15 protein-coding genes and 1 pseudogene are annotated in these 15,188 nt (G+C 37.5%); 6 read left to right on the top strand and 10 right to left on the bottom strand.

Features of this window, described 5'->3' with window-relative positions:
• Positions 1-28 precede the first annotated feature (28 nt).
• The 3 genes from JCM14932_RS12040 (at position 29) to arsB (ending at position 2,575) form a co-directional block, all read left to right on the top strand.
• The gene (locus JCM14932_RS12040) at positions 29-745 is read left to right on the top strand and encodes an SDR family NAD(P)-dependent oxidoreductase (protein ID WP_025025072.1); all 717 of its coding nucleotides are present in this window, start codon (positions 29-31) and stop codon (positions 743-745) included.
• 425 nt (positions 746-1,170) lie between these two features.
• Positions 1,171-1,476, top strand: coding sequence for an ArsR/SmtB family transcription factor (locus tag JCM14932_RS12035; protein ID WP_025025071.1), 306 nt, complete (start codon positions 1,171-1,173; stop codon positions 1,474-1,476).
• Positions 1,477-1,534: 58 nt separating this feature from the next.
• Entirely contained in the window at positions 1,535-2,575 is a 1,041-nt protein-coding gene (arsB, locus tag JCM14932_RS15555; RefSeq protein ID WP_034543381.1) for an ACR3 family arsenite efflux transporter, read from the top strand.
• A gap of 47 nt (positions 2,576-2,622) precedes the next feature.
• Here the strand turns inward: arsB and JCM14932_RS12025 are convergent, their stop codons facing one another.
• The gene (locus JCM14932_RS12025; RefSeq protein ID WP_025025070.1) at positions 2,623-3,396 is read right to left on the bottom strand and encodes a PhzF family phenazine biosynthesis protein; all 774 of its coding nucleotides are present in this window, start codon (positions 3,394-3,396) and stop codon (positions 2,623-2,625) included.
• Positions 3,397-3,548: 152 nt separating this feature from the next.
• Between JCM14932_RS12025 and JCM14932_RS15550 the strand changes: the two genes are divergently transcribed.
• A complete protein-coding gene (locus tag JCM14932_RS15550) occupies positions 3,549-4,190 on the top strand; it encodes a GntR family transcriptional regulator (protein ID WP_034543379.1) in 642 nt (213 codons plus the stop codon).
• Positions 4,191-4,199: 9 nt separating this feature from the next.
• Here JCM14932_RS15550 and JCM14932_RS15545 read toward each other — a convergent pair.
• The 6 genes and pseudogenes from JCM14932_RS15545 to JCM14932_RS11995 all read right to left on the bottom strand — a co-directional run bounded on the left by JCM14932_RS15545 (position 4,200) and on the right by JCM14932_RS11995 (position 9,451).
• Positions 4,200-5,620, bottom strand: a pseudogene (locus tag JCM14932_RS15545) (anion permease).
• Between the two features lie 33 nt (positions 5,621-5,653).
• Positions 5,654-6,166, bottom strand: a complete 513-nt coding sequence (locus JCM14932_RS12010; protein ID WP_025025069.1) for a LeuD/DmdB family oxidoreductase small subunit — start codon at positions 6,164-6,166, stop codon at positions 5,654-5,656.
• A gap of 12 nt (positions 6,167-6,178) precedes the next feature.
• Positions 6,179-7,198 (bottom strand): 3-isopropylmalate dehydratase large subunit, encoded by a 1,020-nt coding sequence (locus JCM14932_RS15540; RefSeq protein WP_235700601.1) that lies wholly within the window; start codon positions 7,196-7,198, stop codon positions 6,179-6,181.
• Positions 7,195-7,458 carry a hypothetical protein gene (locus tag JCM14932_RS16810; protein WP_202898509.1) on the bottom strand — a complete coding sequence of 88 codons (264 nt, stop codon included), beginning with the start codon at positions 7,456-7,458 and terminating at the stop codon, positions 7,195-7,197. The genes JCM14932_RS15540 and JCM14932_RS16810 overlap by 4 nt, the downstream gene beginning before the upstream one ends.
• A gap of 263 nt (positions 7,459-7,721) precedes the next feature.
• Positions 7,722-8,498: an ABC transporter permease gene (locus tag JCM14932_RS12000; protein ID WP_025025068.1), complete on the bottom strand. Its 777-nt coding sequence runs from the start codon at positions 8,496-8,498 to the stop codon at positions 7,722-7,724.
• 17 nt (positions 8,499-8,515) lie between these two features.
• A complete protein-coding gene (locus JCM14932_RS11995; protein WP_025025067.1) occupies positions 8,516-9,451 on the bottom strand; it encodes an ATP-binding cassette domain-containing protein in 936 nt (311 codons plus the stop codon).
• Between the two features lie 151 nt (positions 9,452-9,602).
• Between JCM14932_RS11995 and JCM14932_RS11990 the strand changes: the two genes are divergently transcribed.
• Complete coding sequence (locus JCM14932_RS11990) at positions 9,603-10,118, top strand: MarR family winged helix-turn-helix transcriptional regulator (RefSeq protein ID WP_025025066.1); 516 nt, start codon at positions 9,603-9,605, stop codon at positions 10,116-10,118.
• A 254-nt stretch (positions 10,119-10,372) separates the two neighbouring features.
• Here JCM14932_RS11990 and JCM14932_RS11985 read toward each other — a convergent pair whose 3' ends face one another.
• Positions 10,373-10,678 carry a hypothetical protein gene (locus tag JCM14932_RS11985; RefSeq protein ID WP_025025065.1) on the bottom strand — a complete coding sequence of 102 codons (306 nt, stop codon included), beginning with the start codon at positions 10,676-10,678 and terminating at the stop codon, positions 10,373-10,375.
• Between the two features lie 191 nt (positions 10,679-10,869).
• On the opposite strand from JCM14932_RS11985, the gene JCM14932_RS15535 reads away from it, so the two are divergent.
• A complete protein-coding gene (locus JCM14932_RS15535; protein ID WP_081776169.1) occupies positions 10,870-11,271 on the top strand; it encodes a hypothetical protein in 402 nt (133 codons plus the stop codon).
• A gap of 82 nt (positions 11,272-11,353) precedes the next feature.
• On the opposite strand, the gene JCM14932_RS11975 is transcribed toward JCM14932_RS15535, so the two are convergent.
• Positions 11,354-12,133, bottom strand: a complete 780-nt coding sequence (locus tag JCM14932_RS11975; RefSeq protein ID WP_025025064.1) for a metallophosphoesterase — start codon at positions 12,131-12,133, stop codon at positions 11,354-11,356.
• Between the two features lie 420 nt (positions 12,134-12,553).
• Entirely contained in the window at positions 12,554-14,797 is a 2,244-nt protein-coding gene (locus JCM14932_RS11970; RefSeq protein WP_025025063.1) for an ATP-binding cassette domain-containing protein, read from the bottom strand.
• Positions 14,798-15,188 lie beyond the last annotated feature (391 nt).

Genomic DNA, 15,188 nt, shown 5'->3' with positions numbered 1-15,188 from the left:
ATAATATCTGATAAGAAGGTATATTAATATGTCAAAAATATTTATTACTGGCTCAACTGATGGCCTAGGATTATTGGCCGCAAAAAAGCTTATTTCAATGGGCAATGAGGTTGTTCTACATGCTCGCAATCAAAAAAGAGCCGATGATGTACATCAAGAATTACCAAATTCTAAAATACTGATTGGCAATCTCTCAAATAAGTCAGAGGTTGAAGATTTAGCCGAGCAAATTAACAATAATAGTCCTTTTGACACTATCATTCATAATGCTGGTATAGCTTCAGGAAGTTCACAATTGATTTTTCAAATAAATGTGGTCGCTCCTTATCTTCTAACAGCTCTAGTTAAGCGTCCCAAACGTCTTGTCTATATTTCTTCAGGTATGCATAAAGGTAGTTCATTAGACCTCAATCATCTTGAAACAACCACTGGATATTCTTCATCAAAACTTCAAGTCTTGATGCTATCAAAAGCAATGGCCAGATTATGGCCAAATGTTTCAACTAATGCTATTGATCCCGGCTGGGTACCAACCAAAATGGGTGGTCAAAATGCTAATGATGACTTGGAACAAGGATATGCTGGACAAGTTTGGCTAGCAAGTACTGCGAATTCTTCAATCACAGGACAATATTTTTATCATTCAAAACCAAGCCAGTATGATTCTCGTGCTGATGATACTTCTTTACAACAACAATTATTGAATCAACTAGCAAAGATTACCGGCGTACAACTGCCTAATTAGAGCCTATCTGATTTGCTGCCGCTTACGGTTCCGAAATGTTTTACCTGCCGTGGGGGACCGGCTCGAGCCACGGTCTCGAACCTCCAGCTCATATTTCTCTTTTAAAGGTTTAAACTCACTATACTAAACACAGATTAGACGCAGGGCGAAAGTGATGAGCCAGCAGTGATAGTTTTATAGGAACGGTGGTCCACCGTTCTTATAAAACTGGACGTCTTTTGAAATCTGCGGTTTATGCAGAGTTTAAAAGCGAGACTTCAGACCGCCCTTAGGCTGAAGTCGGTCCCACAGCAGGCTCATCACTTTCAACCGAAGTCGGAAACAAAAACACCCCAAGACAAATTGTCCTGGGGTATTTTTGACTCTATTACCGACTTAAGCTATGATAAAATTATACATAGATGAATATCTATATGAGGTGGAAAATGAATTATAAAAATTATGTAAACTCTTTAAAAGCTTTGTCTGATGAGAACAGACTCAAGATCATTGAATTAGTTTCCGATAAAACCTTGTGTGCCTGTGATTTATTGGATCACTTCAACTTTACTCAACCAACTCTCTCCCACCACATGAAAGTGTTGGAAGATGCCGGTATCGTAACTAGTTATCGCGAAGGCAAATGGAAACACTACTCATTGAATAAAGAATTTGCGGCCGGATTCTTCGACAACACTAAGCAATTATTATCTAGTGATTCAGAATGTGTCTGTGACTACGAAAAAAAATAATTTGTTTTTTTTGCCCAATAGATAGATAAGCATCTATATGTTATAAGGGGGATTTATTATGGAGAAAACTAGTAAAAAGCTATCCATCTTCGATCGATATATGACCTGGTGGATAATTCTGGCAATGGTTATCGGTGTAGCGATCGGCTACTTCTGGCCTAACACTGCCAACGTTATCAATAGCCTATCAATTGGCACCACATCACTGCCCATCGCCATCGGTTTGATACTCATGATGTATCCGCCGCTGACCAAAGTTAAATATGAAGAAATGGGACACGTCTTCAAAGATTGGAAAACTTTGACTGTCTCGTTAGTTCAAAACTGGATTGTTGGTCCGATTGTTATGTTCACTTTGGCTGTGATTTTCTTGCATAATTATCCTGCTTATATGACTGGTTTGATCATGATTGGCCTGGCAAGATGTATCGCCATGGTTATAGTTTGGAGCGAGTTGGCACAAGGAGATAGTGAATATACCGCCGGATTAGTTGCTTTCAACGCTGTCTTCCAAATTGTCTTTTATTCATTCTTTGCGTACTTATTTATCACCATCATACCTGGATGGCTAGGATTACAAACCCATACGGTCAATGTTCCCATGGCTTCGATTGCCAAGAGTGTCATGATCTACCTAGGAATTCCATTCCTTACTGGAATAATCTCAAGATACTCACTGATACATTTCAAAGGTAAAAATTGGTTTGAAAATGTCTACGTACCAAAAATCAATCGTATCACTTTTTGGGCCCTGATCTTTACCGTAATCGTTATGTTCTCCGTCAAAGGTGAAAAAGTCGTTCAGCTACCATTGGATGTTGTGAGAATCGCTGTGCCATTACTGTTGTACTTCTTAATAATGTTCTTCGCATCCTTTGGCATTGCACATCACCGTGGAACAAGTTATCCTATCGCCACATCATTATCACTAACTGCCGCCAGCAATAATTTTGAACTTGCCATTGCCGTGGCAGTAAGTGTCTTTGGCATTAGCTCCGGTGAGGCATTCACAGCTGTCATCGGACCTCTAGTTGAAGTTCCTGTACTATTGAGTCTAGTCAATGTTGCCTTGAAATATCGTCATAAATTCAAAAATTAAGAGCAGTAAGTATTCAGATTTTTCTGGATACTTACTGCTCTTTTGGATTATAAATTAATTTCTGAAGTCGAATACAAGACTGCATTACCAGCAAGATAAGTTTTGGCACCTTCATAACGACCATACAAGACGCCAGTGCGTTGTGAAGCTTGGAAAGCTGTAATGTTCTTCTTACCTAACCTCTTAGACCAGTATGGGACAATGTGGCAATGCCCACTTCCACAAACCTGATCTTCTAGGACACCATGTTTGGGGGTAAACGTCCGAGAAACACAATCATATTCTTTACCCATTGCTGTAACATTCAACAATACACCATCAAGTGCCGCAATTTTGTCAAAGTCAGGTTGTAAGTTAATCACAGTTTCAGGACTATCGACAACACAGAGTAGGTCACGTCCTAGATAGGCTTCTTGAATTTTGGCTCCAATACTATCCTCCATTTTCTTGGTAACTTCGACTTGCTTGAGTTCAAATGATGGGAACTCCAACTCATATCGATCAGCGATTTTAGTAACCTTAACTTCACCACCTAGAGTTTGAAAAGTTACTGAATCTATTTCAGGCTCATAGTATTTCATTAATATGAAGGCAGTCGCCAAAGTAGCGTGGCCACAAAGTTCCAGTTCACACTTATGGGTGAACCATCTTAACTTGTATGAATCGCCTTCCTTAACAGTAAAGGCAGTTTCAGCAACTCCATTTTCAATGGCAATATTTTGTAGTGTTTCGTCAGGAAGCCAGTGATCCATGACTAATACTGCTGCTGGATTGCCTTTGAAGATTTCGTTTGTGAATGCATCGACCGTATAACTTTTCATATTGGTAGCTCCTAGTTTGTCTATTTGTATACTTAGTATATCAAAAAGGATAACTTGCAAGTCGTCCTACATTGACTAGTGGTTGCTTTGACATCAAAAGACCACTATGCTAGCTTTTAATTGATAGAATATTACAGAATAGGACAAACCAAATGGAACCTATAAAACAAATGCCCACTAGTACTCGAGTTGCTTCATTATTAAGAAAAGCTATTCTAAGTGGCGAATACAGTGGCGACGAAGAACTAAGCCTCACCAAAGTTTCAAACCAATTAGGTGTCAGCAGAACTCCTGTTAGAGAAGCTTTTCAGCAACTATCCTCTGAGGGATTAATCACATTACGTATGAACAAAGGTGCAATCGTAAAGTCGATTGACAAAAAATTCATAATTGACCATTTCGAAGTTCGAATTCTTTTAGAATGCGAAGCTGTTAGACGTGCCATAAAAAACAACATGGATGTTTCTGATCTACTAAAACGCGAACAAAAATTAAAAAATAATCCTAATGAATCCACAATTGAAGATTATGTACAGGTCAATCAAGATATTCATAGATCAATTTGGAAAGCAGCTGATAATCAAAAACTATTTCAATTGTGCGAAGAATTATGGAATGGATCTAGTACAAATAATATTTATCCAGCTATCGAGCATCATCTAAAATCATTAGATGAACATATTGCGTTACTAACCGCTATTCAAAATAAACAAGCAGATAAGGCAAACAGTATTATGGAAAAGCATTTAACACGTAGTATGAATAATCTAATTGCTAATTTTGATAACAAATAAGATTTAAATTTACCACATTCCAATCAACTTCATCCAAATTGAACCTACTCCGATCCAAATAACTAGATAGACAATTCCTAATACAAAATTCATTCTCCACCATTCTGATTGAGTTATATACCCTGATCCTGCATAAATTGGAGCTGGTCCCATAGAATAATGTGTTGTGGAACCAAAAAGATTTCCAAAGAATCCAAGCATCAAAGCTGCTAATAACGGTGGAACACCAGTTGAAATCGCAACTCCTAGTAATGCTGCATACATAGCACTGATATGTGCTACGGCACTGGCAAATAAATAATGAGAATAAAAGTACACTAAAATTAAAATAACTAATATTACTACCCAATTAAATCCGTGTAATGATGATGAAACTTGCTTACTCAACCAAGGTATAAAGCCTAATGAATTCAATTGCGTGGCCATCATTACCATAATTGAAAACCAGAAGAATGTATTCCAGGCCCCACTTTCATGAGTTATATCTGACCAAGTCAAAACACCAGATAACAATAATAATGAAATAGCGATAAATGCTGTAAGTGTCGCATCGATACCTGTCATACTACCCGTTATCCAAAGAACTAAAGATATTACAAAGACACTTGCCATTACTTTTTCTGGCAACGTAACTTTACCAACTTTTTTTAATTCTGTTTCAGCCCATTCACGTGCATTAGGTGTTTCTTTTATTTCTGGCGGATACATCTTATAAATAATGAATGGAATCAAGATCAATGAAATCACACCCGGTACCAAAGCGGCTAAGAACCAATTCATCCAAGTAATTGAAATATTTTGGTCTTTAGCAAAAGCTTGTGCCAAGGGATTACCTGACATAGCAGTTAAAAACATCGCAGAGGTAATCACAACACCGTGAAATTCTGCAAACATTAGAAAGGAACCTATTTTTCTCTGGGTTCCTTTTTTTGGTGTCGAATCAAAAGCATTCGCAAGTGATTGAATTATTGGATAAATAATTCCACCTGATCTAGCTGTATTACTTGGCGTCGCTGGTGCAAGTATCAGTCAACGCCAATAATAGAATATGCCAAGGTCAACGTTTGTTTGCCAAACATACTTACAAAATGCAAAGCAATTCTTTTTCCCAATCCCGTTTTGATAAATCCTCGAGAAATAAAGAATGCCATCGCAATCAACCAAATACTATTGTTACCAAATCCAGCAATTGCATTATCCATAGAAATTGTTCCGGTCAAAACACCAATAACAAATCCGACAATTGCCACACCACCAATTGGTAATGGCTGAGTTATACATCCAATTATCACTGCAACAAATAATGCAAACATATGCCAAGCGGCAACAGATAATGCAGCTGGCTTGAGTGGAGCCATAAACCAAATAACTAAACCTATAAGAACAGGCAATAGAAACTTTTTATAATCTACATGCTGTAAGGAAGTCATGAGGCTGTCCTCCTATTCTATTAATTTGTAGACTTACTCGGCTTTTTCTTTAGCTAATTTATTGATCATGTACTTCTTGATACCACCGGCAGCTAATATTTTTAACGGTTGTCCAGTGATTTTTTCTGATTTGAATTCTTCACCTGTATCTTTGTCTGAAATAATTCCTTTCTCCAAATCTATTTTTAAAGTCTCACCATTTTTAACATGCTGACTTATTCCCTTACATATAACAGGTGTCAAAGATAAATTAACCGCATTACGATAAAAAATTCTTGCAAATGAATCGGCGATAACCGCACTTGCCCCCATATGAATCAAGGTAATAGCAGCATGCTCTCTACTCGAACCACATCCAAAATTGGTTCCAGCAACGACAATTCCACCTTTGGGGAAGTTTTTTGAAATGTTTTTGTCTAGTCCCTCTAAGCAATGGCTACCTATTTCTTCTGGATCAGTCAATGCAAGATATGGTGCCGGATAAATTTGATCAGTATCAATATTATTTCCAAGAACTATTATTTGACCTTCAATTTGTGTTTTCAAAATCATTCCTCCTTAGTATGCAACGCTGATTTCACTGACATATTTACGTGGATCAGTAATCTTTCCATTTAAAATACTTGATGCTACTGCCGCAGGACTAGCCAAATAAATTTCAGCTTCAACCGAACCCATACGACCAGGGAAGTTACGATTTGTACTACTGATACATACCTCTCCAGAAGCTAAAATACCTTCATGGATTCCTAAGCAAGCCGCACATCCTGGAGCCGCAATAGTTGCTCCTGCTTTCATTAAGTCTTGAATATAACCAGCCTTAATGCACTTCTGCATTACTTCAGCTGAAGCTGGTACAACATCAAGTCTCTTATACTTTGGAATATGTTTATCTTTGAGAATCTTAGCGGCAATCTCAATATCCTCGAATCTTCCACCAGTACAACTACCGATATATCCTTGATCAATTTCAACGTCATGATTTTCAACAACACTAGTTAAGTTATGAACATTATCTACACTACTTGGGCATGATAATGTTGGTTCCATTTTTGATACATCAAATAAATGTGATTCTTCATATTCAAAGTCGTCATCTGTATATTTAATTTCATATGGTTTAACGGCTCTCTCAGAAACATAATCTAAAACTTTTTGATTTGGTTGCATATATGCTGTCTTAGCTCCCATTTCAACTGCCATATTACAAATGGTCATTCTTCCTGGTACTCCTAATTGATCAACATAACTCCCAGTAAAATCAATAGCTTTATATACGGCACCATCAGCCTTTAGTTTTCCTAATACATTCAAAACAACATCCTTTGGATAAACCCCATCAGGAGCATCACCGTCAAGGCGAACCTCAATTATTTCAGGAACACGGAACCATAACTTTCCGGTTAACAGAATTGTAGCCATATCTGTAGCACCAACCCCTGTACCGAAGGCACCAAATGCACCGTGAGTGGTCGTATGACTATCAGTTGCAACTAAAATCATTCCTGGATATGCTAATCCAGCTTCCGGCATAACCTGGTGACAAACGCCACAATTTGTATCAAAATGATATTTCAAATTATTTTTCTTCGCGAATTCACGCATCTCTTTATGGTTCTGGGCGCTCTTCTCATCAGGGCAGGTGCGTAATGATCAAATACGAATGCTGCCTTAGTATTATCCCAAACCTTTTTACCACCCATTTCATAAAATGAATAAACTGTTTGTAAATAAAGATCATTAATTTCGGCAAAATCAATATCTGCCGTAACTATTTGTCCAGCGCTAACTGAATCAAGGCCACTATTCTTTGCTAATATTTTTTCTAAAGCATGCATGATATCACTCCCATTTAATTTTATAAATTGGATATTGAATATTGTATACAATATTCAATTTATTCAATGCAAGTGTAAGTCCTCACAAAGTATTTAGTCAAAGATAGTTTTGGTATATTTTAAATACCTTTATGGAATAAAAAGCGCACAATCAGCTGAGATTGTGCGCTTTTTGTTCTTGTTTATTATGATAAACAATAAGAATAGTACCAGCGAGAGGTTACGAATATTTGATAACCGGAAGCAGAAAACCAAAACTAATCCTAATTATTACGGTTATAAGCCCAAACAGTCAAAGGAGCAAATACCGCCACGATTCCGATACCGAAGATCAATACCAACACAGCTTCATGTGTCCAGCTACCTGTTGCAAGAATTTGTCTAATAGCGGTGATGACATAGGTAATGGGATTCATATATGCGATAACTTTCATAGTTTTGGACAATGTATTAATAGGAATAAAAGCATTCGATAAGAATGACAAAGCTAACATAACGATCAATGAAAAACTTGAAACGGTGCTGGCATTCTTAGCTAATAATCCTAACAATGCAAAGATCCAAGAAATTGCCCAACCAGTGAAAACGGCCAATAATCCGACTACTACTACCCAACCCAAACCTGCGGCTGGACGCCAGCCCATGAGATATCCAGTTGTTAATGAAACAACTGCCGCAATTACCAAACGCAAAATATCCGCAAATAATTGACCAGCTAACGGTGCAATGTGTGCCATAGGCAATGACTTGAAGCGATCAAATACGCCCGAATCCAGATCTTCTCTGATTTGTTCACCCGATCCAGAAGATGCCGACAACATTGTTTGAATCAAGATTCCAGGAACGATTGTTGGCAAATAATTTTGTACATTACCGGCGATGGCTCCTCCGAATAAATAGCCAAACATCAGCATGAACATAACTGGTTGAATGATTACATCCATGAATCTGTCAGGATTGTGAAATGTCCTCAAGAGATTACGATATGCCATTGTGGCTGTGTTCATAATTAAATTTCCACGACTTGTTTTTACTTCCATAATTAATATCTTCTTTCTTAGTTTTTACCTACTGTCAAATTCATGAATACATCATCCAACGATGGTTCCTGAACTGTTAAATCACTAATTGCAATTTTGGAACGTTGCAGTGTATCTAATAATGGTGCCAACTGACTAATATTATTCAGAACAGCACTCAAGCGCTGCCCCGTCTGATTAATCGATTCTCCTAATTGCTTCGTCATCAACTGCACGGCTATGGTCATTTGTGCTGCTTTATCAATGGTGAAGTTCAACTTTGTACCACCAATTTGTTTCTTGAGTTCTTCTGGAGTTCCGATTTTTACTAATTTACCGTGATCAATCACCGCAATTCGGTCTGCCAATTGATCGGCTTCGTCCAAATATTGTGTTGTTAATACGATGGTCGATCCTTGCGCAACCAATTTTCTAATTGTTTCCCACATCTGTGTTCGAGTTCTTGGATCAAGCCCAGTTGTTGGTTCATCCAAGAAAATCAAAGCTGGACGTGTGATTAAACTAACAGCTAAATCTAGTCTTCGACGCATCCCACCTGAAAAATCCTTGAGTGACTTATCGGCTGAATTCACTAGCGAGAACTCGGTTAATAATTCTTGTGTACGTTGCTTAGAAGCTGCACGAGACAATCCATTCAATCGTGCGAAGATCATCAGGTTCTCTCTGGCAGAAATATCTTCATCAACTGACGCATATTGACCGGTCAATCCGAACATCGATCTAGCTAATCGACCTTCTTTAGCAGTATCATGACCAAAGATTTTTACACTACCACCGCTTGACTTCAACAACGTTGTTATCATTCGTAAAGTCGTTGTCTTACCGGCACCATTAGGTCCCAGCAATCCGAACACTTCACCTTGTTTAACATCGAAAGAAATATCATCGACTGCGGTTTTGTTACCAAACTCTTTTGTTAAATGATTAACTTCAATAGCATTAACTGTCTTCATTATTTATTACCTCGTTACTTACAAGTATTCATCAGGTCACCTGATTAAATACATTGTAAGGGTACCTGATTAATAATGCAAGAATTTTATCAGGCCACCTGACTATCTTTTTACAAATCAACCAGTATAATAATATTTGGAGGTACAAACTATGCCTAATTTAGTAAAACAAAAGAACGCCGCCGGCAAACTCATGGAGTTTGGTATGGTACGTCACGCTGTAGACAACATGTATCACAGAAATCCTGATGAAGGTGAACGTCGTCTTAAGTTCCAAGGACAAGGCAAAATCTTAGTAGCCTTGTCACAAAATGACGGGATCTCTCAAAAAGAATTAGCCACAAATCTTAATTTAACTGCTCAATCAACCGCCGAATTCGTAAATAAGCTCGTGGCTAAAAAATTAGTTACCAAGGAAAAATCCACTACTGATCGAAGAATGACAGTTATTAAATTGACCAAGAAAGGCCGCGAAATAGCCAATAAGGAATCCTCAAAGGTTCCTGAGTTTTTGAATGTGTTATCTGATGAAGAATTGGATCAATTCTCGAATATCTTGACCAAGCTAAATACTAGTCTTTATGAAGAAATTAATGAGAACGATTCTAACGTGTTTAAGAAAACACAGAAGACTATTAAGGAACATTTTCGTGATTGGTTTATGTAATTCAACTCAAATAGGACCCGACTTTGTTTGTAAAGTCAGGTCCTATTTTTCCGTCTACGGTGAAAAGTGATATGCCTACTGTGGGACCGGCTTCAGCCAAGGTCTGAAGCCTCGCTTTTGAACTCTACATAAACCGTAGATTTCAAAAGTCGTCCTGTGCTGTACAGATGGAAGATCACCATCCTACACCACTGTCACAGCTGGCAATCACTTTTACCTCCGACTAATTACTTTTAAATGAATACAAAATATTTTTACTCGCTTAAGAAGAAGGATGCGGAATGCTTATCCAAAAAGCCTCTCTCGTTGTTTAACAGATAATTAGTCATCGAATTTCCAAAATCATCTTTGGCCCTAATCGCATACACGTACCGATCATATAATTTTTCACGGAACGGGGCAGTGACTCTACCAGAATAAGATTTTAATGCATGTTCAAAAATAAATTTTTCTTGTTCTGTTACGGACGCATATTTCATTGCTACTATGCGCTTGTCATCCAAACTGAGATTCAAGCCACGAATAGACTCAAAAACTAGATCCTTAAAATCTTTATGCATAATACTTCTCCTCTTTCTATTCTAATTATGGTAATAAATTTGAAATGATCAAATTCTAGTATTTAATTTCTACTACCATCTAACTATAACTGTTGTTAATCATTCACATAATATCTGTTAAAATTATAAAGACGAAATGACATAACACCCAATTTCGATTGATTTGTATCTTTAAAAAATAGAGGTAAATAATGGAAACTAGAAACGATAAGTTCCGAAGATTATCCGAGCTTCGACTAAGTCGAATTTTTCAAAATATGAATCTAATCGCTAATCTGAGTGCGCCTAAGTACACTTACACTAATGATGACATTGAAGAATTATTTAACACATATCAAAAGCTAGGCGTAACCGCACGCGAATACTTCAACGGTCCAACTCGCTACAACGAAATGCCAAGCAGTTTTGAATTTACCAATTCCAGCACAGAACCATCCAAGCCTCAAATCAATCATGAGCGTTTCCGACGTTTAGCTGAAAATCGTATGAGCCGAGTTGTTCGCGATTTGCGGCTTCTATGCAATCTGTCCGACAAATCAAATTACTCTTACTCAGATGACGAAATAAATGAGCTATTCAATGCTTATTCATAAAAAGGAAAGGAAGTTAAAATGTTTTTCACAGACTTAACTGACGAATTCCATTTTAAGACCCAGAATTAATTCTGGGTCTTTTTTAATCTTCAAGTGCATCAATAAGCAGACCTGTTTCACTGTCAAACACGCCAATATTTCCCAGTAACTTAGGGTCACCTTCTCCCACTCCACCATCCATCAAATAGCGTGGCATCTCTCCTGGATACTGGATTGCATATATTGGACTACGGTCAGATTCTTCCTTGTCAGGCTTTTCCTCATTGAAATATCTACCCATTATTTTTCCATTAGCGGTATGCCCTGTAATAATACTGAAGTTTAATTTATTTTTATCGAAAGTTCCCCATTCATGCGGATCATACCAATAACTTGCTCTGGACCACAATCGGTCATAGTCAGAAGTATCTCTAATAGGATCATCCAAGTTCATATCTAATCCAGCGTGAACAAAGCAAAGCTTGCCAGCGGTATAAGTCATTGGCATTTGCTCCATCCAATCAAGTAAATCAAAATGATTGTCCAGAACAGATAAACGTGCCTGCTCAATATCGAAATTATCAGTAACAGCCTCCAATGTACTGTCACCGCCAAAACTTAGCCAGGCATTGTCACTATCATAAAAGAACGATAGTGCAGCTTGCTCGTGGTTACCCATCAAAACAATAGTATGCGTTGGATCAGTTACTTGCATATCATGTATTTTTTCAAGTAATTCAAAACCATGATTATCACCAAAACTGTCAATATAATCACCCATAAAAACTGTAACTGCCGTAGGATATTGTGATTGTACAGTCTTTAGACGATCCAGTGTTCCGACTTGTCCATGAAGATCTCCTAGCCCAATATAAATCCCCATTTCTGCCTCCTAATGTGAGTAATAAGAACTTTGACGCTAATTGATTATAGCACATCTTACAGTATATACTTATACAATAGCTACCCATTGTATCTATATTGTACTATACCCTATTATTATTATTATAAAAAAAACCGACCTTATCTAGATAAAGTCGAGTTCTTCTTTAAATTAACATTAAAATGTACATTTAAATATTTTTATATTAATTATCAACCGTTCTAAAATTATGAAAATATCAATAACAAGCACCAGCGTGAGGTTACAAATATTTCATCAGCCGTGAATGTGGCAAAACCACAGGACGAACTTTAAGATTTACGAAGTAAAGCTTAAAGTCGAAGTTCGAGACCTTGGCTCGGACTGGTCCACACGGCAGACGAAATATTTCGTAACCGGAAGCGGCAACCACAAAACAATCTAAATATACTGAGCAGTAACCGACTCCCCAACTCCAAGTATCCCAGCAACTGGACCTTCATAAATAATCTCACCACCACGAGAACCACCATCCGGACCAATATCAATAATCCAATCAGCACTGCGCATGACATCAACGTTATGTTCAATAACAACAACTGTATTACCTTTATCGACCATATCATTGATAATCCGAATCAAATTCTCAGTATCAGAGACATGTAAGCCCGTAGTTGGTTCATCTAATATGAAGATATTACCTTTTTTATTCAATTCTTTGGCAATCTTCAAACGTTGGCTTTCACCACCGGACAAGGTGTTAAGTGCTTGTCCCATTGAGAGATAATCCAAGCCAACATTATGAATATTTTTCAATTTATTACTGATTTTTTTATCATCAAAGAACGAAAATGCTTCTTCAATCGTCATATCCATTACTTCAACGATATTCTTATCTTTGAACTTATATTGCAACACCTCAGGATCGAATCTTCCGCCATGACACTTTGGACATTCAATCTCAGAATTATCCATGAATGACATGTTCAGCTCGATCACACCTTTTCCCTTACATTCAGGACAAGCACCCTTGGAATTATAACTAAACAATCCATCTTCAACATTATTCGCTGCAGCAAATAACTTACGAATCTCATTCATAATTCCGGTATAGGTTGCGGAGTTGGAACGACTGTTAGCGTGTAAGGGACTCTGATCGATCACTATTGCACCAGGATTCTCTTGTGCAAAGACTTGTTCGACCAAGGTACTTTTACCCGATCCAGCAACTCCTGTGATAACTGAAAACAGTCCTTCAGGAATATTTAGCTGGATATCCTTCAAATTATGAAGTGAGGATTTACTACTATGCACAAATTCCCCAGCTTTTCTTGGATGCCCATTCATAGATAATTCGTGGTTCAAGTATTTACCAGTTAATGTATCTGATTTCAAAAGTTCTTCATAGGTACCAGTAAAATTGATCTCACCACCATGAATTCCGGCGCGTGGCCCAACATCCACAATATAGTCAGCAATCTTGATAACATCAGGATCATGCTCAACGACCAGAACGGTATTGCCATTATCGCGCAGCTTCAGCAGCAAGTTATTCAAGCGATGAACATCTCTAGGATGCAGACCAGTACTAGGTTCATCCAGAATATAAATCAAATCTGTCAAACTATTCGATAGATACTTCACCGTCTTAACACGCTGACTCTCACCACCAGATAATGATGATGTCTCACGAGTTAAGTTCAAGTAATCCAAACCAATATTGATCAAGTCTTGAATCCGAGCCTTCAAATCAATTATAATCGATTCCATTCGCTCATCTGTGAATTCAGCGAGTGTAGTAATCAACTGATCCAATTGCATGTTGGTTAGGTCAAAAATATTGTATCCGTTGATTTTAGAATCCAAAACTTTTTGATTAAATCTAGTTCCGTGACACATAGTACAAGTCGACATTTCAGCAAATTTTTCAATCTTCTTACGTGCACCATCAGACATCGTCTTGTTCTCTTGAATATTAGTCCGATAGAACTTCTTGACGATTCCTTCATAATTAGTCTGGAAATCACTGCCTTTGTACTTAACATTAATGGCAGCTTCACCATTCAATAAGTTATCCATTTCTTTCTCAGTGAAGTCTTTGACAGGCTTGTCGTTGTCAAACAAGCCTGAATTCAATAGTGTCTGTAAGTAAAAGGAATTATTACTATAACCTGGTAACAACACAGCACCTTCGTTCAGCGACTTGTTGTAATCCAATGCCTCGTCCAGCTTTACCACATAACTGCGGCCGATTCCTTCGCATTGCGGACACATTCCCTCAGGATCATTGAAGGAGAATGCGTTGCTGGCATTACCATATTTGGGTTGGCCAAACCTTGAAAACAGAATTCTAAATAATGGACTGATATCACTGATCGTACCAAGAGTTGAACGAGCATTACCACCCAGTGGCTTCTGATCAATAATAATTGCTGTCGAAAGATTATGAATCTCATCCGCATCAGGACGTTTGTACTTCGGCAGATATAAGCGAGTAAAGCTGTTATAAGTACTGTTCAATTGACGACCAGCTTCTTGAGCGATGGTGTCAAACACGATTGAAGACTTACCAGAACCAGAGACACCTGTGAAAACTGTCAGTTTGTTTTTTGGAATCTTCAAACTGATGTTTTTCAAGTTATTCTCGCGATCATTCACTATTTCAATAAACTGTTTTTCAGACATTTGGAACCCCCAATATATTTTATTTTTCCCAAAAAGGAAATTAATTATATCATATTATTTACTAAAAAATGGCAAAATAAAAAGGAATGTGTTTCCGCACATTCCCCGTAATCAGAACTTTAAAAATAATTTCCTAATCTTACCCAACTATAGCACGTCATATACCTAAAAGATCAATAGCAAAAATGCTATCAATATCCCCACGATTGCAAGATAACTTACGTTGCGTTTATCATCACGTAAGTTCTTTTGTTTCTTCATGGTATCGTCCTCCGTGCTTACTACTGTTATATCATCTTTCAGAACTAATTGGAAGCAAATTTTCATCCGAAAACAATTAGTAACATAACGGTAATGTGGAATTTAACAACCGTTATAACGTATAATATAT

Source organism: Companilactobacillus nodensis DSM 19682 = JCM 14932 = NBRC 107160, from assembly GCF_000615905.1.
Classification (GTDB): domain Bacteria; phylum Bacillota; class Bacilli; order Lactobacillales; family Lactobacillaceae; genus Companilactobacillus; species Companilactobacillus nodensis.
Note: the sequence above shows the minus strand (reverse complement) of the source record. Positions and strands in the feature narration are given on the sequence as shown.

Coding starts and splice junctions, on each gene's coding strand:
- JCM14932_RS11985 (WP_025025065.1), bottom strand. CDS start 10,678: ATGCATAAAGATTTTAAGGATCTAGTTTTTGAGTCTATTCGTGGCTTG.
- JCM14932_RS15550 (WP_034543379.1), top strand. CDS start 3,549: ATGGAACCTATAAAACAAATGCCCACTAGTACTCGAGTTGCTTCATTA.
- JCM14932_RS11995 (WP_025025067.1), bottom strand. CDS start 9,451: ATGAAGACAGTTAATGCTATTGAAGTTAATCATTTAACAAAAGAGTTT.
- JCM14932_RS12025 (WP_025025070.1), bottom strand. CDS start 3,396: ATGAAAAGTTATACGGTCGATGCATTCACAAACGAAATCTTCAAAGGC.
- JCM14932_RS12035 (WP_025025071.1), top strand. CDS start 1,171: ATGAATTATAAAAATTATGTAAACTCTTTAAAAGCTTTGTCTGATGAG.
- arsB (WP_034543381.1), top strand. CDS start 1,535: ATGGAGAAAACTAGTAAAAAGCTATCCATCTTCGATCGATATATGACC.
- JCM14932_RS15535 (WP_081776169.1), top strand. CDS start 10,870: ATGGAAACTAGAAACGATAAGTTCCGAAGATTATCCGAGCTTCGACTA.
- JCM14932_RS12040 (WP_025025072.1), top strand. CDS start 29: ATGTCAAAAATATTTATTACTGGCTCAACTGATGGCCTAGGATTATTG.
- JCM14932_RS11975 (WP_025025064.1), bottom strand. CDS start 12,133: ATGGGGATTTATATTGGGCTAGGAGATCTTCATGGACAAGTCGGAACA.
- JCM14932_RS11970 (WP_025025063.1), bottom strand. CDS start 14,797: ATGTCTGAAAAACAGTTTATTGAAATAGTGAATGATCGCGAGAATAAC.
- JCM14932_RS12000 (WP_025025068.1), bottom strand. CDS start 8,498: ATGGAAGTAAAAACAAGTCGTGGAAATTTAATTATGAACACAGCCACA.
- JCM14932_RS11990 (WP_025025066.1), top strand. CDS start 9,603: ATGCCTAATTTAGTAAAACAAAAGAACGCCGCCGGCAAACTCATGGAG.
- JCM14932_RS16810 (WP_202898509.1), bottom strand. CDS start 7,458: ATGCATGCTTTAGAAAAAATATTAGCAAAGAATAGTGGCCTTGATTCA.